Below are 22,064 nucleotides of genomic sequence, written 5' to 3' on the forward strand. Positions count from 1 at the left end.
ATTTTTGCGCTTCGCAAAATGTTTATAAAGTTTGTACAAAACAAGGCTTTCAACTTGTTACTTAATTTTTACCCCTTGTAATCTCATGCTCACCTTGCAGCTTGATACCTGCCTTTTACAGCCTTAATCTTTCAGTTCTTCACCCATTTCCGCCAGCATTTTTTTCCTTTTTTCTTCCAATGCCTTCTTGTAATCGGTTGGGAAAACCTTTACAAAATGCTGCAACTGGTTATCAAAATCGCTCAGAATAAAGTTGGCTATTGTGCTGCCAGTGTAAGTATAATGTTTACTAATCATCTCCTGCAATTGCTGAGTATCTTCTTCTGTCAGCGATTCGAGGTTCACCATTTCTTTGTTGCACAGGGTATCAAACTGACCAGTCACATCGTACACAAAGGCAATACCACCGCTCATGCCCGCTGCAAAGTTGCGTCCCATAGCGCCAAGTATTACAACGGTACCACCAGTCATGTACTCGCAACCATGATCACCCACACCTTCAACTACCACTTGTGCACCTGAGTTGCGCACGCAAAAACGCTCACCGGCTTTACCTCTTATATAAGCTTCGCCGGAGGTAGCGCCGTAAAAAGCTACATTGCCAATAATGATATTTTCTTCCGGCACAAACGTAGCTTGCTTAGAAGGATATACAATTAGTTTAGCACCGCTTAAACCTTTACCAAAGTAATCGTTGGCACCACCCTCCAGTTCCAGCGTTACACCTTTAGTATTAAAAGCACCAAAGCTTTGTCCGGCTGTCCCGGTGAGTTTAAAGTGAATGGTATCGTCTGGTAAACCTTCTCCCTTATAAATTTTAGTAATTTCATTAGAGAGTATAGTACCGGCTGTTCTGTCGGTATTTTTTATTTTAAAAGAGGCGGTAACTTCTTCACCATTTTCCAGAGCGGGCTTTGCCGCTTCCAGGAAACGCCAGTCCAATACATTTTTCAGGCCGTGGTCCTGCTCTTCTATTTTGTAGAGGCCGGTTTGAGCTGATGCCGGATCTTTATATAAAATTGAGGATAAATCCAATTTGCTGTATTTCCAGTGCGATACATTCTGGCGTATTTTCAGGATATCTACCTGCCCAATCATTTCATTCACTGTTCTAAAGCCAAGTTCAGCCATAATCTCACGCAATTCCTGTGTGATAAATCTGAAGAAATTAACCACATGCTCCGGATCACCGGTAAAGCGCTTGCGCAGTTCAGGATTTTGAGTTGCCACGCCTACCGGACATGTATTCAGATGACACTTGCGCATCATAATACAACCTTCTACTATTAAAGCAGCAGTAGCAACCCCCCATTCTTCAGCACCGAGCAATGCGGCAATCGCAATATCACGCCCGGTTTTCATTTGTCCATCCGCCTGCACCGTTACACGGCTCCTCAGTTTATTTTTTACCAGTGTCTGATGCGTTTCTGCCAGTCCTAATTCCCACGGCAAACCAGCGTGCTTAATAGAACTGATTGGCGATGCACCGGTACCACCATCCATACCGGCAATCAATACCACATCTGCTTTTGCCTTGGTAACGCCGGCAGCAATGGTACCTACGCCAGCTTTAGATACTAGTTTTACATTGATGCGCGCAGCACGATTGGCATTTTTCAAATCAAATATTAACTGTGCCAAATCCTCAATAGAATAGATATCGTGGTGCGGTGGTGGCGAAATTAAGCCTACACCCGGCGTAGAGTGGCGCGTTTTACCAATCCAATCATCTACTTTATGTCCGGGCAATTGTCCACCTTCTCCCGGCTTTGCGCCTTGCGCCATTTTTATCTGCAATTCATCGGCTTCCGTTAAATAATAGCTCGTTACGCCAAAGCGTGCAGAAGCTACCTGTTTGATAGCCGAACGCATAGAATCACCATTAGGCAAACGCTGGTAACGTATTTCATCTTCGCCACCTTCGCCGGTATTGCTTTTACCACCGAGACGGTTCATTGCAATGGCCAATGTAGTATGTGCTTCCCACGAAATAGAGCCGAAGCTCATAGCTCCGGTGGCAAAACGCTTGTAAATGTTTTCTGCCGGTTCTACTTCATCAATAGAAATAGAGGGACGATTGGGAGCAAATTCAAACAGGCTGCGCAGGGTTACTGCTTTTTCCGATTGATCATTTACCAGCTTACTGTATTTTTTAAATACATTGTAATCATTCATCCTGGTAGAATACTGTAACAGATGAATGGTTTGCGGATTAAACAAGTGGAATTCCCCTTTGCGCTTCCACTGGTAAACACCACCTTCGGGCAAGCGGCTGACGTCCACATCTTTTTTGCGGAAAGCAAAGAAATGTTTAGCTAATACTTCTTTGGCAATTTCATCCAGGCCCATACCTTCTATGCGCGAAGTAGCACCGGCAAAGTAGCGGTTTACCACATCTTTATTAATACCAATAATCTCAAAAATCTGCGCACCCTGGTAAGACTGTAAAGTAGAAATACCCATTTTGGAGAATACCTTCAGCAAACCATCACACACCGATTTTACATAGTTCTTTTTTAAAGTTTCTACGTCCAGGTTTGTTTGCAGCTTGCCACTCAATTTTATATCGCGGATAGTAGAAAGTGCGAGATAAGGATTGATAGCTGTAGCGCCAAAACCAAGCAGGCAGGCAAAATGGTGAACTTCCCACACATCGCCGGCTTCTACTACCAATCCTACACGGCCACGTAACCCTTTGCGGATAAGGTGGTGATGCACTGCAGATACTGCAAGCAATGAAGGAATAGGTGCATGCTCGCTGTCTATTGCCCTGTCTGATAATACTAATACTTCAAAGCCATCATTTACAGCATCAACTGCATAGCGGCAAAGGCGGTCTATACCAGCTTTTAGGGAACCGGTTTTTCCATCTGCCCGGAAATATGTTTGTAAAGTTTTTGCCTGGAAAATGCCGGTATCTATACTACGCAGTTTTTCAAGCTCATGATTATTTAAGATGGGATGCTTGAGTGCAACGGAATGGCAGGTAAGCGGATCTTCTTCCAGCAGGTTGCCATTATTACCTACAAATGTAGCCAGCGACATTACCATACGTTCACGAATCGGGTCAATGGGTGGATTGGTAACCTGTGCAAACAACTGTTTGAAATAGCTGCTTAAATGTTGCGGCTGATCGCTTAATACCGCCAGCGGTACATCGGTACCCATAGAGCCAATCGGCTCTTTGCCATCGGCAGCCATTGGGGTAATAATAGTCTCCAAATCTTCAATAGAATAACCAAATGCTTTCTGGTATTTGAAAATCTGGTCATGTTCCAGATGCGTAAACTGTACGCGTGGCTCCGGCAGTTCTTCCAGTTTGATTTTATATTTATTCAGCCAATCGCCATACGGCTTTTGTGAACATATAGTATGTTTTAATTCATCATCACTAATGATTCTGCCTTGCTCCATATCCACCACAAACATTTTTCCCGGCTGCAGGCGCCCAAACTCTTTTACCAAGGTGGGATCTATTGGCAATACGCCAGTTTCGGAAGCCATAATTACACGATCATCGTGTGTTACGCAGTAGCGCGACGGGCGCAGACCGTTTCTATCCAGTGTGGCACCTATTATTTTACCATTGGTAAATGAAATAGAAGCTGGTCCATCCCAAGGCTCCATCAGGCAGGCATGATATTCATAAAATGCCTGTTTAAGCGGGTCCATTTGCGTGTTACCGTCCCATGCTTCCGGTATCAGCATCATCATTACGTGTGGCAAAGAGCGACCACATAAAGTGAGCAATTCTATCATATTGTCCAGACAAGCAGAATCGGATTGTCCTTCAAAAATGATAGGCAACAGCATGTCTAATTCTTCTTTACTGAAGTAAGAAGAAATAAAGCCTTTTTCATTGGTCTTCAGCCAATTCAGATTGCCTTGCAGCGTATTGATTTCGCCATTGTGTGCTATATAGCGGAATGGCTGTGCCAGGTTCCAGGAAGGAAAAGTATTGGTAGCAAAACGTGAATGCACCAACCCGAAAGCTGATACTACCCGTTTATTATTTAAATCGGTGAAATAACCACGCACCTGCTCGGAGGTGAGTTGTCCCTTATACGAAACTGTTTTGTAAGAAAGTGAAGCTATGTAAAAAGCAGTGGCGCCTTTACGCACTGTATCCTGAATGGTATGTGTAGCATAATTGCGCAGCACAAATAACTTGCGCTCAAATGCCTCAGGGTCAGTAATATGGTCAGGACAGGCAATAAACACCTGCTCCATTTCCGGCTCCACGCTTAATGCTGTAAAACCAATTCCATCAGGATTTACCGGCACACGGCGATAGGTAAGCACCTCCAGCCCCAGCGTCTCAGCAGCACGGTTAAAGCTCTCACGGCATTCTTCGCGCAGTCGTATTTCTTTTGGAAAAAAAATAACACCTACCCCATACTTACCATAAGAGGGCAGGTGAACACCGAGTTTTAAACATTCATCGAAAAAAAACTCGTGCGGCATCTGAAGCATAATGCCCGCACCATCGCCGGTATTGCTCTCGCAACCGCAGGCACCACGGTGCCCCATGTTCTCCAACACGGTCAGTGCATCCGAAATAATCTGGTGAGATTTATGGCCTTTTATGTTGGCAACAAATCCAATTCCGCACGCATCATGCTCAAAAGCAGGATCATATAAACCTGCCAATGGCTTTTCTGAATAGCTTCTATTCATGCATCAAAGACATTTAATTGTTAATTACTATAAGGGCAGGCAATCGCATAAAATTAGACAAAAAAATGAAAAAACATCATTTATGGTGTTTAATCGTTTCAATAAAATGTTAATACATTTAAAATCAGGAAAACAAAAAATAGAAATTATTCATTTTTAAGGCACTGTACTTAGAAAATATTAATTATGATACGGCATAAAAATCCCTTGTTTGGAAAATTTGTAAACTTTTTAAATTGTGAAGAATTTTATAGCACCCGGAGGGATAGACTGAAGCGTGAATTTTTTTACACGAATTTGCATAGCACATAGATAACATAGCAGTGGCATGGATGAGAAGGGTGTGTATTAAGCGAGTTAATCAGATGAATCATTGGCTGTTTATCAATACAATCCTTCAAAATAAATATGTACTACAGTCAATGTCATCCGTGTACTATAGATACACATCTTCAATCATATAAAACTCGGCAGGACCGTTGTATCGCAATGTAATTGCCAGCACATCAAATTGTATAAAATTCCATTGCGGGTTTTGGTATTGATATTCTTCGGCAGCATTCATCAGGTTGTCCATTTTTTTCTTACTGATGCTTTCTTCAGGTTTGCCATAGGCTGAAGAAGTGCGTGTTTTTATTTCTATAAAATGCAAGAATTTTCCTTTATTAGCAATAATATCCACCTCCCAATTCTTAAAGCGCCAGTTGCGGTGCAGGATGGTATAGCCATGTGCTATTAAATAATCTACAGCCATATCTTCTCCTTTATTGCCTGTAACTTTGTTGTTCATTGGTTGTTGTTTAATATTGCAAACTTATGAGCCTGGTACAAGATAAAATATTACTGCTAAGAGGCAAAGTGCAACCCTACGCATGGGGTGGTCACCATTTTATTGCAAACTGGCTAGGCACCGGAAATACGCAGCATCAACCTTTTGCAGAGTATTGGATGGGGGCGCATCCCTCTGCCTCTTCATTGGTGGTTACCCGCAATGGCGAGTTATCGTTACACCAATTAATTCACGATTACCCGGAAGAGTTTCTGAGCACACATGTGCGCCAGCATTTTAATGAATTACCATATCTTTTTAAAATACTGGATGTAAAAGATATGCTGAGCATACAGGTACATCCTACCAAGGAAGCAGCTGCCAAAGGCTTTCACGAAGAAGAAGCAGCAGGCATTACCTTAGGCGCGCCTAACCGCAATTATAAAGATAAAAACCATAAGCCCGAAGTGATGGTGGCATTAAGCGACTTTTGGCTCCTGCATGGTTTTTTACCCGAAGAAAAATTGTTGCATGTATTGCAAACCGTACCAGAATTTGCAGGGTTGGAAGCTATATTTAAAGAGGGTGATTACAAGGCGTTGTACCAGCACGTAATGAGTATGCCTCAGGAGGAGGTAAACGAAATGCTTCTTCCACTGGTGCAGCGGGAATTGGAAAGAAAGAAAAATGGCAAGCTAACCAAGGCAGACCCGGGCTGGTGGGTAGCCAAATTGTTTGAAGGCAGTGACCAAATTGATGATATTGACCGTGGCGTGTTCTCTATTTATTTTTTTAATATTGTGGAAGTACACGAGGGCGAGGCTATCTTTCAGGGGGCAGGCATACCGCACGCTTACCTCGAAGGACAGAATGTAGAGTTGATGGCAAACAGTGACAATGTACTACGTGGCGGACTCACGCCCAAGCACGTAGATGTACCGGAGCTGCTAAAACATACCGCTTTCAAAGGTGTTGAGCCCAACGTAATGAAAGGCGAGGAAGTAAGCCCTGCTGTTACGGCTTATCCTTGCCCGGTGCCTGATTTTGGTATTCAAAAAATTGAGTTATCCACAAATGAAAGTATAGAAAGTAAGGCAAGTTCTTTAGAGATTTGGGTATTGATAAAAGGTATAGCTAATTTTGAATGGGATGGTAAAAGTATAGTGGCAGGTAAAGGGCAGGCTGTGGCTATATTGCCTAATGATAAATTTACCGTAACAGCACAGGAAAATACTTTGATATATAAGGCATTTGTGCCGGAAGCGGAATAAATAAAATTTAAACACTTAATGATATGAAGATTACTAAACGAATTGTTGTTGCGCTGGTATTATTAACTGCCGTATGCGCATTGTACCGTATTATTCCGGGCCGTCCATGGGGCTTTGCACCGCAGATTGCAATGGCTGTTTTTGGCGGGGCAATTTTCATAAACAACAAAAAATGGGCATTTGCAGCGCCTTTACTGTCTATGTTTTTGAGTGATGTGTTGTATGAGGTATTGTACCATGCAGGCATAAGCGTTATGCCGGGCTTTTATGAAGGACAATGGCAGAATTATCTTTTATTCGGACTGCTTACAACAGTTGGTTTTTTAGTAAAGAAAATAAATGTGTTGAATGTGTTGCTGGCTTCCATTGCGGCACCTACCGTTTATTTTATCATATCCAACTTTTTGGTGTGGACAGCCGGTGCAGGATGGAGCCGCCCAAAAACATTGAGCGGACTGATGATGTGCTATAACGATGGATTACCGTTTTATCCAAATAGTTTGTATTCAACTGTGTTCTTCTCGATAGTATTGTTCGGTGGATATTACTTGATACAAAAAAGTATTGCAAATAAATCAAACCAGTTAGCTTAAACAGCTTTTAAAGCATAAAGAAAAAGAGAAGCACCCTGCCAGTTGGCAGGGTGCTTCTCTTTTTCTTTATCCAAAGTCCGTACATTATGAGAGGTCTTTGTGCTCCTATGTATCATTGCCATGGCGGGAAGGTAGGACTGTGATTCAAAATGGATTCATTTACGTTATAAAGCAGATGCTTCGTGCGTTTCGTACCATTCATCTATCAATAAATTATTACCATCTGCTGCAGTAGTTGCCAATACATCGCAGCGGTTGTTGTAAGGATTAGTTGCATGCCCCTTCACCCATTTAATAGTAATGGTAAAAGCTTTAGCCAGCTGATAAAAGCGCATCCATAAATCCTTATTTTTTTTGCCACCTTTAAAATCTGTTTTTATCCAGTTGTCCAGCCACTTCTTTTCTATACTGTTTACTACATACTGGCTATCAGTATAAATAGTAACGGGAATATGTTTTTGTTTCAGTGCTTCCAACGCAGTAATAACTGCCAGCAACTCCATACGGTTGTTGGTAGTAAGGCGATAACCAGCAGATAACTCCTTTTGTTTGTTGCCATACATCAAAATAACGCCATAACCACCACGCCCCGGATTGCCTCTTGCCGCACCATCGGTATAGATCACTAATTTATTTTCCTGCATATTTTTTATTAATAACTCGCTGCGGGTGCATGTAAGATCGGCGTTATTTTTTGCTGTACCAGAATTCGGAATAACAAAGGCAATGAGCAGTCGCAACATTAAATATAAAAAGCAACCCAGCACTTCTTTTAAAAAACTTTGCACTACTCAGCAACAACAGGCTTATTTTCCTCTGTAAAAAAAGTACCTTTTAAATACGTTACCACTTCGCCACGCATTAAGACCCTTTCCCCTCTCAACTCACAATCCAGATAACCTTTGCGTTTTGAAAGCTGGGTGCTTTTCAATTGGTTTTTACCTAATTGTTTTGCCCAATAAGGAATGATAATGGTATGTGCGGAGCCGGTAACCGGATCTTCATTAATGCCACTTTGCGGATAAAAACAACGCGCCACCACATCGCTCGCTTCTCCTTTGGCAGTGCAAATAACACCACGTGCTTTTACCTTGGCCAACTCACTAAAAGCCGGTTGCAAATCTTCCACCGCCTGTTGCGATGGTAAGACCACCATGTAATCGAAGGAGCTTTTAAAAACAGGTGCATGCGCTATTTTTAAACCTTCAAACAATCCTTCCGGCATGTCCGTTACTTCTTCACAGGTATTCGCCGGAAAGTCAAGCTGGTATTTATTTTCGCCCACTTTTGTAACCACCAGTTTTCCACTGGCAGAGAGAAAAACAATTTCTTCTTTATCGTAACTAAGTTCGGTGTACATAATGTGTGCAGCCGCTAAGGTAGCGTGTCCGCAAAGCTTCACTTCAACTGTTGGGGTAAACCAGCGGACAGTAAAAGCTCCATCTTGTTGCGGTACAAAAAACACCGTTTCACTTAAGTTATTTTCCGCTGCAATCTGTTGCATTAATTCATCTGGCAGCCAATCGGTAAGCGGACAAACAGCCGCCGGATTACCGCTGAATAATTTGTGCGTAAAAGCATCGGCTATATAAACAGGTAGGCGCATAAATTGATATATTAACAGAGGTGCAAAATAAAAGCAGAATAAGATAGCATCCTTTATTTTCTGTAAAAAGAAATAAACAGCACGCCATCATTTTAAAACAACACAATGAAGCAGTTTTTTAAGTACAACGGCTTATCTATCGTCATGTTGCTCCTGTTTGTATTATCATTAAGTGCACAAATTATCCTGGGCTTTAAGGCCCGCAACGATGAAATAAAGGACCAGCATGGCAAGCCTTTTACACTTAGCGAATACCTCGCTTCGGGGCATTTTATTGAAGCTACTTTTGAGAATTGGGAAAGCGAGTTTTTGCAAATGGCTGCCTTTGTGTTGCTATCCGTTTCTCTATATCAAAAAGGATCGGCAGAGTCGAAAGATCCTGACAAAGAGGAAGAAACAGATAAGGAACCGGAGCCTAAAGAAGATGCACCTTGGCCGGTGAAGAAAGGAGGCTTTGTGCTTACACTCTACAAAAACTCTTTAAGTATTACCTTCTTTTTGCTATTCTTAATATCGTTCGTCATACATTTCTATGGCAGTCTTTTAAATTACAATGACGATCAGATATTAATGGGACTACCTGTTACAAAGGCATCAGATTATATAGGTAACAGCCAGTTTTGGTTTGAGTCGTTTGAGAACTGGCAAAGCGAGTTTTTATCAGTGTTTTGCATGGTTGTACTGAGTATTTTCTTAAGACAAAAAGGCTCACCGCAATCAAAACCGGTAGATGCACCGGACAGTCAAACCGGGGCATGAATTTTTTGTGAATGATGGACGTGCGAGTAGCAAATTGCCAATTGCGAATAAGTTAGAATAAAGATGTACCCTTAATACTCTTTTTGTACATCGTACATCAAATACCTAGCACTTCTTTCAACTTGGCATAACCGGATTTACTTACGGGTAATTTGGCGCCAGTAGTTAATTGCATAATATGGCTTTCTTTTTCATACGCATCAATGCGGCTGATGAGTTGCACATTTACTATGTAAGAACGATGAATACGCACAAACTGTTGCGAAGGCAATAACTTCTCAAAAGATGTCATCGTTTTGTTTTTTAAAAAGTCACCTTCGGCAGTATAGATTTTTACGTAATCATCGGCTGCTTCAAAGTATTGTATTTGTGCAACGGGAATAATTTTTATTTTATTACCATCTTTCACTACTACCCTGTTGCTCTGGTTCGGACTGCTCGCGACCGTTTCCAGCAAAGCTTTAGCAGGTTGTTGTTTTGCGGCTACGTTGTGCTGGCTTATAAATTTCTGGATTGCTTTATCAAAACGTTCTTTGCTGAATGGCTTTAATAAGTAATCTATCGCATGCGTTTCAAAAGCTTTCATTGCATATTCATCAAAAGCTGTTGTAAAAATCACGGCAGGCGGCTCATCCAGCAATTCCAACATCTCAAAGCCGTTAATCTTTGGCATTTGTATATCTAAAAAAATCAAATCGGGGTTGTATTGCTGAATGATTTTCACTCCTTCGAAACCATTGTTACATTCCGCTATTACTTCAAAAACAGGATACGCATTCAGGTATGCTGTTACAATACTCCGGGCTAAAGGTTCATCATCTATAATTACAACTTTCATAATAAAAATACATTAAAGGTTTAGCTGCGGAATGGTCAATTTTACGGTAAACGTTTGATCAGCTTTGATGGTTTCTAACAAGTCGTACCTGCCAAATAATAAATACAATCTTCGCCGGATAGATGCCAGTCCAAAGCCGGTGCCGGTTACAGCTTGCAAATCTTCTTCATCGTAAGGATTGGAAATATGCACTACCAACGTGTTGTCTGTTGCCGTAGCAGTTATCACAATTTCTGTTTCATCCAAGGTATTATACAAACCAAACTTGATAGCATTTTCAACAGCAGGTTGCAATAGCAAAGCAGGTAATTTTTTTTCAGCAGATACTTCAGTATAATCCACCTTTACTTCGAGGCGATGACCAAAGCGAACCTTTTCTATATCGAGGTACAACTGCAAATGCTGCAACTCTTCCTGTAAGGTAATAAACTGTACTTCATCCCGCTTTAAAGTACCACGCAAAAAATCGGATAGCTGCTGAATCATCGTTCTTGCTTTTTCTGCATCCACTATGGTAAGCGCACTGATAGAGTTTAAACTATTGAATAAAAAATGTGGCTGCAACTGGTGCCTTAGTTTATACAATTCTGCATCTTTCAACATTTGTTCCGCGGCTGTTTTTCTATATTGTATCTCGTTTTGTTCCTGCAGTGCATACCACAGCAAACTAAGCATGCTCATGCAACCTATTAATAAAAAAACAACACAATACCGTATAAGCCAGGAACCATACAATAGTGCTATATAACTTTCATTCCGCTGAAAGAGCCAATGCAATAAAAATGTGGCAATGCCTGTGCACATCACACTTAACACGGCACTTACTATAAGGACATACCAGTATTTTTCGCGCCGGGGCAAATAGTAGCGCATGTTGTTGTAAATAAGCAGGCAGGCACCGCTGGTAAGCACGTTTGTTATTACACTATCCACAATTACTATTGAAAAGAATGCATAATAATTATACAATACGTATATATGCAGCATGCACCACAACAGCCACCAGGCAGTAAATGCCAGCTTATACTTTTTTGTTTGTAGCATGAAGAGCGAAAAAAGTGTTAGTTTTTATGTATACAAACCGTGCTGCTTTGTGCCAGTAAGTATGCAGCTTTTGTTTGAACGATATTGATGTAGCTATCTGCATTATCCTGCTCGTTAATGCATGAATACAATTCGGCACCGTCAAAAAAGTTATCTATTTTATTCATTTCACTTACATCAATAAATTTCCATTGCACCAGTCTTTCTTTATTGTTATAAAAAGTTTCCTGTTCGCGATGCCCAAGCAGTTGTGCTTTTACGAGCGCATGCATATCATCGTTTGCCTCTATGATGCGCAATTGCTCATCGAACTGTGCGGTATGCAATCCATCACCGCAAATAATCTGATAAACAAGTTTTACGAGATACCAATTCATAGGAATGATTTTTATAAATGAATAATGGTTTTTATGTATAGGGGTAAGTGGCTAAGTGTGCGTTTATTAATGGTGACTAAACAGTTGTGGACTTGTAAGTAAGGGAATGAGAGAATAAAGTGGCAGGTGAAAAGTAACATATAGCTCATTTATCACTCACAACTCATACCATTCACCTCTTACATCTATTTCGCAGCCATAGGATAGCTTTTGATTTCGACACCGCCAAACACTGCTACACCATCCAGCACCAGCACTTTGCCGCTTTGCAAAGCAGGATAAACAAAGCGCTTATCTTCTACGCCACCAAATATAGCAGTAGCATGACTTTGCACTTCCCAATCTGCCGGAACAACCAGTTTAACACCACCAAAAACAGCAGTAACATCCAATACTACAGTACCTTGTATGTCTGCCTGCGTAAGATCTATCTCGGCACCGCCCATAAAAGCAGTAATATCGCCACCCTGAAAGTTTTTGGACAGTATTCCCCTTCTTACACCGGCAAATACAGCCGTAATATCTATCAAGTTATCGAGGCTTGCTGGTGCTGCAGCAGGGGTGCCATAATCGTTATCCTGCCAGTTATCCATTCTTATTCTTTTTGGTTTCAATAAGAAAAACAAGCCTAAGATCATAATGGCAACCGGCCATATATACGTGCGGATATTGAGCAACGGAAAAGCATCATCTATCAATGAAGCACTGCCAATAAAAACAAGTATCAGCCAAAACGGATGTCTGAAGCGATGTTTGATGCCAATAAAAAGACCTAATATAATTAGAAATGTTTCCCAGCTAAAAACCCATCCGGGTATAGGTGTTCCCAATTTGGAAGCTAGTAAAATGCCGCCGGCAAGCAGCAAGAATGCACCTGTAAATACACGTCCCTCGTGGCGCATGGTACGTTTTGTACGATTTGTAGCCCTGATATCTTCGTTGTTCATTGTGTTAATTTGATTCGGTAATACAAATTTATACTGGTAATAAAATGGCAAAAAGCACCTTTAGGTAAATGACAGCCAGCTACCGGCGAACAGGGTACAAATAATCGGTGAATGATTTTTTACCGGCTGAAATACATACATTTGAAAGGCTAAATTTTGATATATCACATTCCGCTATGAGTAAACCAATTTTTACCTGCGCTCCTATATTTTTATAACGTTTTATTTATCCTGCATCAGGGTTTCGTTTGTTGGTTGGCAGCAGATAAAGACTGGTTTAAAAATGGCAATTCTATCGTGTTTATTTTATAACTACTGCATTATGCTATACACCATTAAAAGGCTTATTGCTATTGCTTTTTTCTTTTTTGCTTTTTGCATTACTGCTGCAGCACAACGTACCGATATAAGGGGTTTTGGAGATGTGACTACGACTTATCAAAACAAAAAAATGTCGTTTGGTTTTGATGAGCAGGATTTATTTATCACCTCGCAGCTTACCGACCGTATTTCTTTTTTAGGCGAAACTGTTTTCAAGCCCGATTCGTCGTCTCATTCGGGCTTTGATGTAAGCATCGAAAGGATAATCATTAAATATAATTATGCAGGCAACAACAACCTGCTCATCGGTAAGCATCATACCCCCATCAATTACTGGAATGATACCTATCATCATGGCAGGGTTTTCTTTCCTACTATTTTTCGCCCCCTCCTATTCGATGCGGGTTATATTCCGTTGCATACTACGGGTATCAGTCTGGAAGGTCATGATTTAGGCAAGCTGCAATTTGGTTATAATCTGATGGTGGGTAACGGGCTTGGCTCGCAGGATGTATTGGACAATGATAAAAGCAAATCGGTAACAGCTTTGGTGTATATAAAACCGGTGGACAGGCTGCGTATTGGCGCCAGTTATTACCACGATGTGATACAAAAAGGCGCTGAAGTACACAACCATCCTGCCACGCTAAACTGGAAAGTAAAGCAACATTTATTCACAGGCTCTGTAGCTTATTTTGGTAAAAAGTATGAGCTGCTTGCCGAAAGCACAATGGGACTGAACCATACCGACAGCACCGGTACAACGCGCTCTTTTGCATCCTATGTTTACACAGGCTATCACATTACCGAAAAGCTCATCCCTTATGTACGTATAGATAACCTTGCCTTCCAGGATGATGAAGTGTACTTTAATAAAGATAACACCACCGCCTTCCTTGCAGGTATCCGTTATCAAATCAATTTTTTAACGGTGGTCAAGCTGGAATACATGCATCAACATTCAAGATATAATGGCGACATCAACAAAGTGACCGCGCAGTTTGCCATTGGCTTTTAACCCTACACATTTAATCAACAGAACTAAACGTAGCATGAAATATATAATGATCGCTCTTTTGCTGCTGGTAACACATCTTGCAAAGTCGCAGGATGGGCAGCTTGCTGTTATCAGCAATCAAAAGGGTGCTCCGCCAGCTTTAGATTTAGAAGAGCTGAAATCTATTTTTATGGGAGAGCGGCAGCGCTGGCGCAATGGCACCAAGGTGGTGATAGCACTGATGAAGCCCAACACAGAAACGGGAAAAATCATCAGCAATAAACTGTACAATATGAGCAGCGATGAAGTAAATAAATTTTGGCTGGCACTGGTATTTCAGGGCAAGGCAGATTCGCCGGTATCCTTTGAGTCGGCTGCTGCTCTGGAGAGTTTTGTAGCCAGCAATCCGGGCGCTATTGGCATTGTGGCGCAGAGCGATTTGCCGGCAGATGCGCAGGTAACATTGATTGATGGTAAGAGAGCTTTTTAAAAGCATAGTATTGAATAGACTTTTTCAAAAACAGCAAAGCATGTTTTTTACTTTAAAAACAAAAATCTGGCTTACCATACTTTCCATCGTATTGATGTTTACCTTTTTTACACTGATTTATTTTCCTGCACAGCAAGGCAATTTCCTTTATAAAAATTATAACAACGAAGTACAAAACCTGGCAAATACAGTTGCTTTGGGCGTACAGATTGCACTGGACGATCAAAATTATAAAGCGGTGCAAACAGCTATGGAATATGTAAAGGGAAACCCGGGGCTTAAATTTGTAAGCCTTGTACAAAAAGATACTGTTTGGGATGCAACACATACAAAGCCAGACATTAAAGAAATGGTTTTTAAAACCTTTCCTGATAATGCACAACCTCTCCTGTATGCACCGGCAAATAACGATTCTATTATTATTAAAAGAGCACCTTTTAATGATAAAATGATGAGTGGAGAAATTGTACTGGGTTTTACTACAAAAGAAATAGAGCAAAGCAAAAAAAATATCCGAACCACCTCCTTAATAGTGAGTGCTTTTATTTTTTTGATAGGATTGTTTATAGGCCTTTTATTGTCGCGCAAAATTTCTAAACCCGTAATTGCCCTGCGCAATGCAGCCAGGAAAGTGGGTGAAGGCGATTTAACACAACGTGTGCAAGCATACAGCAACGACGAAATTGGCGATCTTACCAATGCGTTTAACACAATGGTAATCGACCTCAGCAAAACAAGAAATGAGCTACGCACATCTAACCGTTCCCTATTGGAAAGCAATGCGGCACTGAGCAATACACTGAATGAACTGAAAGCCACACAGGCACAGTTGATTCAATCAGAAAAAATGGCTTCATTAGGCGAACTGACAGCAGGCATTGCGCACGAGATACAAAACCCGCTAAACTTTGTCAACAACTTTTCGGAAGTAAGTATAGAGCTGGCTGAGGAACTGAAAGAAGCGTTGCAGCAACTCGCCGATACTACACAACTGCACGAAAGTATTACTACTATTGCAGATGACTTGATACAAAACCAGCAAAAAATAAACTATCATGGCAAGCGTGCCGATGCTATTGTAAAAGGCATGCTGCAGCACAGCCGCAAGAGCACCGGACAAAAAGAACTCACCGACATTAATCAACTGGCAGATGAATACCTGCGCCTCAGCTATCATGGCTTGCGGGCTAAAGACAAAACATTTAATGCTGCCATACAAACCTATTTTGATGAAAACCTGCAAAAAATAAATGTCATTCCGCAAGATATTGGCCGTGTTTTATTGAATCTTTATACCAATGCTTTTTATGCTGTAACTAAAAGGAAAAAGGCCCTTCAATCGCCCGATAAATCTGCCCGGGTTCAGCCGGAAAGCAAAACATACGAACCTACTGTAACGGTAACTACCAAAAACATTTTTACTGCTACACCTGGCGCCGACAGCCCTTCCGTCACAGGCATTGAAATACACGTGAGAGACAATGGTAATGGCATCTCGGCCGAACATGTAAGTAAAATTTTCCAGCCTTTTTTCACTACTAAGCCTACCGGCGAAGGCACTGGACTGGGATTATCATTAAGCTACGATATTATTACCAAAGGGCATGGCGGCACATTAACAGTACAATCGCAGGAAGGTGAATACGCCGAGTTTATCATTACTTTGCCTGTAGGTTAGTAATAATTAAAATGGATATAAATGCTTATGAAATTACATCTCACACTGTTAAAAATACTTATATGAAACACTTGCTGCTTACGCTTGCACTTATTTTTTTTATGTTTTATATACGTGCGCAAAACAAAAAAATTGACAGCCTCAACAACCTGATTGCCCTATCAAAAACAGATACTGCACGCATCAATTTATTAAATGCAAAGGCAAACGCATATACCGAAAACAGTCTTGATTCTTCCATCAGCATTGCAAAAATGGCAGTAGAAAAAGCAAAGCAGGTACATTATCAAAAAGGCGAAGCAGCGGCTTACAATATATTAGGAACTGCATACACCTATAAAGGTTCGTTTGAACCGGCGCTGTACAATTACAAAATAGCGGAACAATTGTACCGGCAAGCCGCAGATTCGGAAGGTTTAAATAAAGTGTACAGAGGATATGGTATGTACTATGGCATGCAAAGTAAGTACGATAGTTCTATTGTTTTTTTCCAAAAAAATGTTGATTATGATGAAAGGAACGGAAGGGAAAAAGATTTGACCAGCGCCTATCAGAATATTGCTGTTTCTTATACTATGCTTTCCAATTATAAACAGGCTTTATTTTATCAAAGCAAAGCTTTGCATTTGGCTGAAAGCCGCAATGATATTACAGCACAGGCTTATATCAATTTAAATATGGGCATTAGTTATTCAAACGTACATGATTATGCCAGGGCTGAAGCGCTTTATAAGAAAGCAATACAACTTGCACAACAGGCACAGATAAAGAATGTAGAATTATATGGCTATGCTAATATCAGTTCTGCTTACGAAATGCTTCAAAGATATCAGGAAATGTATGACAACGCCACCAAAGCAGTACTATTGGGCAGGCAGTTGGGTGATGATGCCATTGTTGCTTCATCCCTTTCAAGAGCAGCCAAAGCATTGGCATACCAAAAAAACTTTAAAGAGGCAGAAAAGATGTCAATGCAATCTATTGCTATAGCAGATTCTGCAGGCACCCCGATGACTGTTTTTCAGACAATGTCTGATATGGGGTTTATAAAAAAAGTGCAACAGCAATATCAACAGGCAATTCAGTATTATGAAAAAGGATTTGCTGCGTTAAAAGATGCTGATATGTTTGATGAGCAGATAGGCTCGGCTTACAGCGATTTATCAGCCTGTTATGAACAGCAGGGCTTATATAAAAAAGCGTTAGCAGCATTTAAAACTGCCACCCACATCAGTGATTCCATAAGAAGCAGGGAGAACATACGCAAAGCTACCGAATTAAGCATGAACTATGATTTTGCAAAAAAAGAACAGGCAATCAAAGCAGAACAGGACAAACAAAACGCTATAGCCCATGCAAGACAGCTGGCATTGATAATTGGTCTGGGCTGTACAGTAGTATTGATTATTGGGGCAGTAGTGGCTTACCGTAATAAACAAAAGGCTAACGTATTATTGCAACATCAAAAAGGCAAACTGGAAAAAACTCTTACCGAACTCAAAGCCACACAAACACAGTTGATTCAAAGTGAAAAAATGGCTTCCTTAGGTGAACTGACAGCAGGCATTGCACACGAAATACAAAATCCGTTAAACTTCGTTAATAACTTTTCGGAAGTAAGCCAGGAACTGCTGGAAGAAATGGAAGAACAAATAAACGCCGGCAATACACAGGAAGCCAGATCCATTTCTGCTGAAGTAAGACAAAACCTGCAGAAAATACTACATCATGGCAAGCGTGCCGATGCTATTGTAAAAGGTATGCTGCAGCACAGCCGCAAGAGCACCGGGCAAAAAGAACTCACCGACATCAATGCTTTAGCTGATGAATACCTGCGCCTCAGTTATCATGGCTTGCGGGCTAAAGACAAATTATTTACAACGGCACTGCAAACCGACTTTGATAAAAGTGCAGTTAAAATAAATGTTGTTCCGCAAGATGTAGGACGTGCGTTCCTGAACTTATTTACAAATGCATTCTATGCTGTTCGGCAAAAGCAAAAACAGCTAAGCACCGCCAGTTACGAGCCGCTTGTTGCAGTAAGTACAAGAAAGCTGGAAAACGCAGTAGCGATAAGCGTGAGAGATAATGGCAATGGCATTTCGGACGAACATGTAAGTAAAATTTTCCAGCCTTTTTTTACTACCAAGCCTACTGGCGAAGGCACTGGACTGGGATTATCATTAAGCTACGATATTATTACCAAAGAACATGGCGGCACATTAACAGTACAATCGCAGGAAGGAGAATATGCTGAGTTTATTATTACTTTGCCTGCATAAATTATACTAATTTACACATTGTAAATGCTTCCTCTCACCTTATGAGTAACACTAAAAAAATATTGGTAGTAGATGACGAGCAGGATGTTCGTATATTGTTTGAACAACGCTTTCGCAAAGAAATTCGTAGCGGACTGGTAAACTTTGTATTTGCATATTCGGGGGAAGAAGCATTGCGTTATCTTAATCAACACGAACACGAGGCAGTATTAATTCTTTCTGATATAAATATGCCGGGTATGAGCGGACTTGAACTGCTAAAAAAAATAAAGCAGGAACATAAAGAACCGCCACCCGTGGTGATGATGATTACTGCCTATGGTGATAACGAAAACTATCAGACTGCCGTAAACCTGGGCGCCGACGATTTTTTAACCAAGCCACTCGACTTTACTATCTTGAAAGAAAAATTAAACCTTTTAAACTAATGTCAAAGATATTGGTGGTAGATGATGAGACTGACCTGGAAATATTGATAAAACAAAAGTTCCGAAGGCAGATAAGAGAAAGGCAATACGAATTTGTATTTGCCGTAAATGGCGTGGACGCACTAAAAAAGCTGGCAGAAAATTCTGATGTTGATGTAGTGTTCAGCGATATAAATATGCCTGAAATGGATGGACTTACATTGCTTACAAAACTCAACGAAATTAGTCCGCTTACCAAAGCCGTCATTGTATCTGCCTACGGCGATATGGATAATATACGCACGGCTATGAACCGCGGTGCATTTGACTTTGTGTGCAAGCCTGTGAACTTTGATGACCTTGAAGTAACCTTAAATAAAACGATACAGCATGTAAGCCAGCTAAAAGAAACCCTGAAGGCCATCAAAGAAAACAACATCCTGCGCATGTACGTGGATGAAGCGGTGCTGAACTTTATGGACCGTAAGGAGTTTGAAAATTCGTTGATGGTAAATGAAACGTTAGAAGCCACCGTTGCTTTTTTCGACATTTGCGGCTTTACTGCCATTACCGAAACCGAGTCGGCAGATAAAGTAGTAAAAATGCTCAACAAATATTTTGATGTAATGGTTGAACAAATCATTGCGCAGAATGGCTATGTGGACAAATTTATAGGCGATGCTATCATGGCTGTTTTTCGCGGCGATTATCACCTCGACCGGGCTATTGAAGCGAGCCTTGCTGTACGCTCACGAATAGACAAACTGCCAAAAGAAACTACCGGACTCAACTTTACCCCACAAGTATCTATCGGCATCAACAGTGGTGAATTAATTTCAGGCAACATCGGTTCTGCCAACCTCCGCCGCCTGGATTATACCGTGATTGGTGATGTAGTGAATACCGCTCAACGGTTACAGAGTAATGCCAAAGCAGGACAAATTGTTATTTCCGAAAAAGCGTATGAGCAAATTAAAGAGTCTTTCCGTTGTGAAAAGATAGGAGAAGTGGCCTTAAAAAATAAATCCTATCCAGCTGTGATTTATGAAGTATTGGATTAAGAAACAAGGCTTAAGATACAAATCACCAGTGTTCTAAACAAGCATTTTATGTTTGGGAGTAAAGCAATATCGTCACTGCGACTACGAGGAACGAAGCAGGAAGCAGTCTGTGCTCAACCTTACATCAATATAGAAGGCTTAGTTTGATTGTATTACCATCCACAGATTGCTTCACTCCGTTCGCAATGACGTAGCGTAAGATTGCACTTCAGCAGCTTTCGGACACTTATGAATACAAAGCTTAAAGTCCTAAGTTGTGCACAGCCACTCACTACTCACACCACTCTAATGCCTTGATCTTCGTCTTAATATGCCGCCTGAAGCCTCTTTAATTGTATTGGCAAATATGAATGCATTAGGGTCTATATCGTGCAATAGATTTTTCAGTTTGCGCATTTCGAGTCGGGTAATAACGGTAAAGATAATATCCGTATCATTATGCACTTCAAAGTTGCCGGGCAGGTAGCCGCGCTCACCTTTATACACGGTAATGCCTCTGCCTAATTCGTTTACCAGCTTGTCTTTTACTATTTCGCTTCGCGAAGAAATAATAGTAACGCCGGTATATTCTTCAATACCTTCTACTACATAATCCACCGTTTTAGAAGCCGTAAAATAAGTAAGCATGGAGTATAAAGATGTTTGTATGCCAAACTTTAAAGCGGCTATCAAAAAGATAATAACATTGATAGCAAACACAATTTCGGTTACAGAAAAGCTCGATCTTTTTCCCGTGTACATACCCAGCACCTCTATGCCATCCAATACACTGCCGGCGCGGATGGTAAGGCCAATACCAACACCCAGAAAGAAGCCGCCAAAAACAGAAACCAGCGGTTTATCTACTATTACCTTTGGATAAGGGAAATAAGCAAAGCAAACACCCAGCAGCACTACGCATACAAACATTTTAACAGCAAACTCTTTATTGATGACATAACTGCTCATAACGATAAAAGGCAGATTGGCTATTACCAATACTACAGGCAAAGGCACATGATATATTTCGTGAATGAGCAGTGAAATACCACTTACGCCACCATCGAAAAATTTGTTTGGCACCAAAAAACTTTCCAGTGCAAAGCCCGCCATTATAACGCCTACCGTCATCAGCAACAAATCTTTGAAGTGTATAGGCAAGTGAATTTTTCTTACATTTTTCATGGTTAATAATGCCTCATCCGGGCTTTAAGGGTAAACAGATTAGCCAGCTTTTTTTCGTACAATAAGCGATTGGCAGCAGCAGTATAGTAATGGTGTGAAGATAAGAACTGCACCTGCAGTTCATCCCACTCTTCCTGTGAGCCAATCAGGTGCAAAGCACTCATTTCTTTAAACAGTTTTTCTCCAAGATCAAAGAACTTGTCTGTGCCAAGATAATACAAATCTGCATCACACAGGATGTAGGCTAAAGGAGTATGTGCCTGTTGTGGCAGTTTTGTAACCATTATCAGTTCGCAAATGGCTTCAATGGCAGCAGCATCATATTCATACGAAGGCAGTAGTTTCTTTGCAATATCGCAACTTGCATCTTCGTGGTTCTTTACAGTTCTGATAAAGCCAACATCGTGCAGTAGCGCAGCAGTGAGGAGTAACTCCATTTTGTGCTCACATACCTTTTCTGCCGTTGCCAGTTGCCGGGCAGCATTCATTACATACTGTGTATGCTCCTTATTATGATAATATAAATGCGGCGGCAACTTCGTTTCTAAAAGGTCTAATATATAATGCTGCAACTCCTTTGTTTTCATGTATGCAGAAGTATGGTTTTATCGTTATTAATAAAAAAATTATTCTTACAAACTTAGTTCAGCAAATTAAAGTAAAGCATTAATATCGTGAATTGCTGATAAAAAAAACCTCCGGAACAGGAGGTTTTTGATATTCGAACGAAGTTGAACGCTTTGCTTTCACAAGATATTCCTTTAAACACAGAGGAATATGAGT

Annotated in this window: 19 protein-coding genes; 9 read left to right on the forward strand and 10 right to left on the reverse strand. The window is 40.9% G+C overall.

The annotated features are described in order from the left end of the window. Positions 1-123 precede the first annotated feature (123 nt). Together gltB and FC093_RS14100 are read right to left on the reverse strand one after the other, a co-directional pair. A complete protein-coding gene (gene gltB / locus FC093_RS14095; RefSeq protein WP_137262439.1) occupies positions 124-4,677 on the reverse strand; it encodes a glutamate synthase large subunit in 4,554 nt (1,517 codons plus the stop codon). Positions 4,678-5,113: 436 nt separating this feature from the next. Next, on the reverse strand, positions 5,114-5,467 hold the full coding sequence (locus FC093_RS14100; RefSeq protein WP_137262440.1) for a YraN family protein: 354 nt from the start codon (positions 5,465-5,467) through the stop codon (positions 5,114-5,116). 26 nt (positions 5,468-5,493) lie between these two features. Between FC093_RS14100 and manA the strand changes: the two genes are divergently transcribed. Together manA and FC093_RS14110 are read left to right on the forward strand one after the other, a co-directional pair. After that, on the forward strand, positions 5,494-6,717 hold the full coding sequence (gene manA, locus FC093_RS14105) for a mannose-6-phosphate isomerase, class I (RefSeq protein WP_137262441.1): 1,224 nt from the start codon (positions 5,494-5,496) through the stop codon (positions 6,715-6,717). 23 nt (positions 6,718-6,740) lie between these two features. Further along, the gene (locus FC093_RS14110; protein WP_137262442.1) at positions 6,741-7,310 is read left to right on the forward strand and encodes a DUF6580 family putative transport protein; all 570 of its coding nucleotides are present in this window, start codon (positions 6,741-6,743) and stop codon (positions 7,308-7,310) included. A 164-nt stretch (positions 7,311-7,474) separates the two neighbouring features. On the opposite strand, the gene rnhA is transcribed toward FC093_RS14110, so the two are convergent. Continuing rightward, positions 7,475-7,954, reverse strand: coding sequence for a ribonuclease HI (rnhA, locus tag FC093_RS14115; RefSeq protein ID WP_137262443.1), 480 nt, complete (start codon positions 7,952-7,954; stop codon positions 7,475-7,477). A gap of 143 nt (positions 7,955-8,097) precedes the next feature. Further along, on the reverse strand, positions 8,098-8,916 hold the full coding sequence (locus FC093_RS14120; protein WP_137262444.1) for a PhzF family phenazine biosynthesis protein: 819 nt from the start codon (positions 8,914-8,916) through the stop codon (positions 8,098-8,100). A gap of 105 nt (positions 8,917-9,021) precedes the next feature. Between FC093_RS14120 and FC093_RS14125 the strand changes: the two genes are divergently transcribed. Further along, positions 9,022-9,675: a DUF6766 family protein gene (locus FC093_RS14125; protein WP_137262445.1), complete on the forward strand. Its 654-nt coding sequence runs from the start codon at positions 9,022-9,024 to the stop codon at positions 9,673-9,675. 97 nt (positions 9,676-9,772) lie between these two features. Here FC093_RS14125 and FC093_RS14130 read toward each other — a convergent pair whose 3' ends face one another. From FC093_RS14130 to FC093_RS14145, 4 genes are all read right to left on the reverse strand, one after another. Continuing rightward, positions 9,773-10,513 carry a LytR/AlgR family response regulator transcription factor gene (locus FC093_RS14130; protein WP_240743308.1) on the reverse strand — a complete coding sequence of 247 codons (741 nt, stop codon included), beginning with the start codon at positions 10,511-10,513 and terminating at the stop codon, positions 9,773-9,775. A gap of 12 nt (positions 10,514-10,525) precedes the next feature. Continuing rightward, a complete protein-coding gene (locus tag FC093_RS14135; RefSeq protein WP_206106576.1) occupies positions 10,526-11,557 on the reverse strand; it encodes a sensor histidine kinase in 1,032 nt (343 codons plus the stop codon). A gap of 17 nt (positions 11,558-11,574) precedes the next feature. Continuing rightward, positions 11,575-11,934, reverse strand: a complete 360-nt coding sequence (locus tag FC093_RS14140) for a DUF4288 domain-containing protein (RefSeq protein ID WP_137262447.1) — start codon at positions 11,932-11,934, stop codon at positions 11,575-11,577. Positions 11,935-12,119: 185 nt separating this feature from the next. Then, complete coding sequence (locus FC093_RS14145; RefSeq protein WP_137262448.1) at positions 12,120-12,881, reverse strand: LiaF transmembrane domain-containing protein; 762 nt, start codon at positions 12,879-12,881, stop codon at positions 12,120-12,122. 322 nt (positions 12,882-13,203) lie between these two features. Here FC093_RS14145 and FC093_RS14150 point away from each other — a divergent pair, with 322 nt between their 5' ends. From FC093_RS14150 to FC093_RS14175, 6 genes are all read left to right on the forward strand, one after another. Next, positions 13,204-14,220, forward strand: a complete 1,017-nt coding sequence (locus tag FC093_RS14150; protein ID WP_137262449.1) for a hypothetical protein — start codon at positions 13,204-13,206, stop codon at positions 14,218-14,220. Positions 14,221-14,254: 34 nt separating this feature from the next. Continuing rightward, positions 14,255-14,689 (forward strand): hypothetical protein, encoded by a 435-nt coding sequence (locus FC093_RS14155; RefSeq protein ID WP_137262450.1) that lies wholly within the window; start codon positions 14,255-14,257, stop codon positions 14,687-14,689. A gap of 40 nt (positions 14,690-14,729) precedes the next feature. Next, positions 14,730-16,367, forward strand: a complete 1,638-nt coding sequence (locus tag FC093_RS14160; protein WP_137262451.1) for a sensor histidine kinase — start codon at positions 14,730-14,732, stop codon at positions 16,365-16,367. Between the two features lie 62 nt (positions 16,368-16,429). Continuing rightward, on the forward strand, positions 16,430-18,649 hold the full coding sequence (locus FC093_RS14165) for a tetratricopeptide repeat-containing sensor histidine kinase (RefSeq protein WP_170971091.1): 2,220 nt from the start codon (positions 16,430-16,432) through the stop codon (positions 18,647-18,649). A 41-nt stretch (positions 18,650-18,690) separates the two neighbouring features. Continuing rightward, a complete protein-coding gene (locus FC093_RS14170) occupies positions 18,691-19,077 on the forward strand; it encodes a response regulator (RefSeq protein ID WP_137262453.1) in 387 nt (128 codons plus the stop codon). Next, positions 19,077-20,117, forward strand: a complete 1,041-nt coding sequence (locus FC093_RS14175) for an adenylate/guanylate cyclase domain-containing protein (RefSeq protein WP_137262454.1) — start codon at positions 19,077-19,079, stop codon at positions 20,115-20,117. The genes FC093_RS14170 and FC093_RS14175 overlap by 1 nt, the downstream gene beginning before the upstream one ends. Before the next feature lie 285 nt (positions 20,118-20,402). On the opposite strand, the gene FC093_RS14180 is transcribed toward FC093_RS14175, so the two are convergent. Together FC093_RS14180 and FC093_RS14185 are read right to left on the reverse strand one after the other, a co-directional pair. Then, the gene (locus FC093_RS14180; RefSeq protein ID WP_137262455.1) at positions 20,403-21,281 is read right to left on the reverse strand and encodes a YitT family protein; all 879 of its coding nucleotides are present in this window, start codon (positions 21,279-21,281) and stop codon (positions 20,403-20,405) included. Positions 21,282-21,283: 2 nt separating this feature from the next. Further along, positions 21,284-21,868: an HD domain-containing protein gene (locus FC093_RS14185; protein WP_137262456.1), complete on the reverse strand. Its 585-nt coding sequence runs from the start codon at positions 21,866-21,868 to the stop codon at positions 21,284-21,286. Positions 21,869-22,064 lie beyond the last annotated feature (196 nt).

It is taken from the genome of Ilyomonas limi (genome assembly GCF_005233845.1).
Taxonomy (GTDB): domain Bacteria; phylum Bacteroidota; class Bacteroidia; order Chitinophagales; family Chitinophagaceae; genus Ilyomonas; species Ilyomonas limi.

What these genes read in the sequence shown, in the direction of transcription:
- gltB (WP_137262439.1), bottom strand. Translation starts at nt 4,677, where the DNA reads ATGAATAGAAGCTATTCAGAAAAGCCATTGGCAGGTTTATATGATCCT.
- FC093_RS14100 (WP_137262440.1), bottom strand. Translation starts at nt 5,467, where the DNA reads ATGAACAACAAAGTTACAGGCAATAAAGGAGAAGATATGGCTGTAGAT.
- manA (WP_137262441.1), top strand. Translation starts at nt 5,494, where the DNA reads ATGAGCCTGGTACAAGATAAAATATTACTGCTAAGAGGCAAAGTGCAA.
- FC093_RS14110 (WP_137262442.1), top strand. Translation starts at nt 6,741, where the DNA reads ATGAAGATTACTAAACGAATTGTTGTTGCGCTGGTATTATTAACTGCC.
- rnhA (WP_137262443.1), bottom strand. Translation starts at nt 7,954, where the DNA reads ATGCAGGAAAATAAATTAGTGATCTATACCGATGGTGCGGCAAGAGGC.
- FC093_RS14120 (WP_137262444.1), bottom strand. Translation starts at nt 8,916, where the DNA reads ATGCGCCTACCTGTTTATATAGCCGATGCTTTTACGCACAAATTATTC.
- FC093_RS14125 (WP_137262445.1), top strand. Translation starts at nt 9,022, where the DNA reads ATGAAGCAGTTTTTTAAGTACAACGGCTTATCTATCGTCATGTTGCTC.
- FC093_RS14130 (WP_240743308.1), bottom strand. Translation starts at nt 10,513, where the DNA reads ATGAAAGTTGTAATTATAGATGATGAACCTTTAGCCCGGAGTATTGTA.
- FC093_RS14135 (WP_206106576.1), bottom strand. Translation starts at nt 11,557, where the DNA reads ATGCTACAAACAAAAAAGTATAAGCTGGCATTTACTGCCTGGTGGCTG.
- FC093_RS14140 (WP_137262447.1), bottom strand. Translation starts at nt 11,934, where the DNA reads ATGAATTGGTATCTCGTAAAACTTGTTTATCAGATTATTTGCGGTGAT.
- FC093_RS14145 (WP_137262448.1), bottom strand. Translation starts at nt 12,881, where the DNA reads ATGAACAACGAAGATATCAGGGCTACAAATCGTACAAAACGTACCATG.
- FC093_RS14150 (WP_137262449.1), top strand. Translation starts at nt 13,204, where the DNA reads ATGCTATACACCATTAAAAGGCTTATTGCTATTGCTTTTTTCTTTTTT.
- FC093_RS14155 (WP_137262450.1), top strand. Translation starts at nt 14,255, where the DNA reads ATGAAATATATAATGATCGCTCTTTTGCTGCTGGTAACACATCTTGCA.
- FC093_RS14160 (WP_137262451.1), top strand. Translation starts at nt 14,730, where the DNA reads ATGTTTTTTACTTTAAAAACAAAAATCTGGCTTACCATACTTTCCATC.
- FC093_RS14165 (WP_170971091.1), top strand. Translation starts at nt 16,430, where the DNA reads ATGAAACACTTGCTGCTTACGCTTGCACTTATTTTTTTTATGTTTTAT.
- FC093_RS14170 (WP_137262453.1), top strand. Translation starts at nt 18,691, where the DNA reads ATGAGTAACACTAAAAAAATATTGGTAGTAGATGACGAGCAGGATGTT.
- FC093_RS14175 (WP_137262454.1), top strand. Translation starts at nt 19,077, where the DNA reads ATGTCAAAGATATTGGTGGTAGATGATGAGACTGACCTGGAAATATTG.
- FC093_RS14180 (WP_137262455.1), bottom strand. Translation starts at nt 21,281, where the DNA reads ATGAAAAATGTAAGAAAAATTCACTTGCCTATACACTTCAAAGATTTG.
- FC093_RS14185 (WP_137262456.1), bottom strand. Translation starts at nt 21,868, where the DNA reads ATGAAAACAAAGGAGTTGCAGCATTATATATTAGACCTTTTAGAAACG.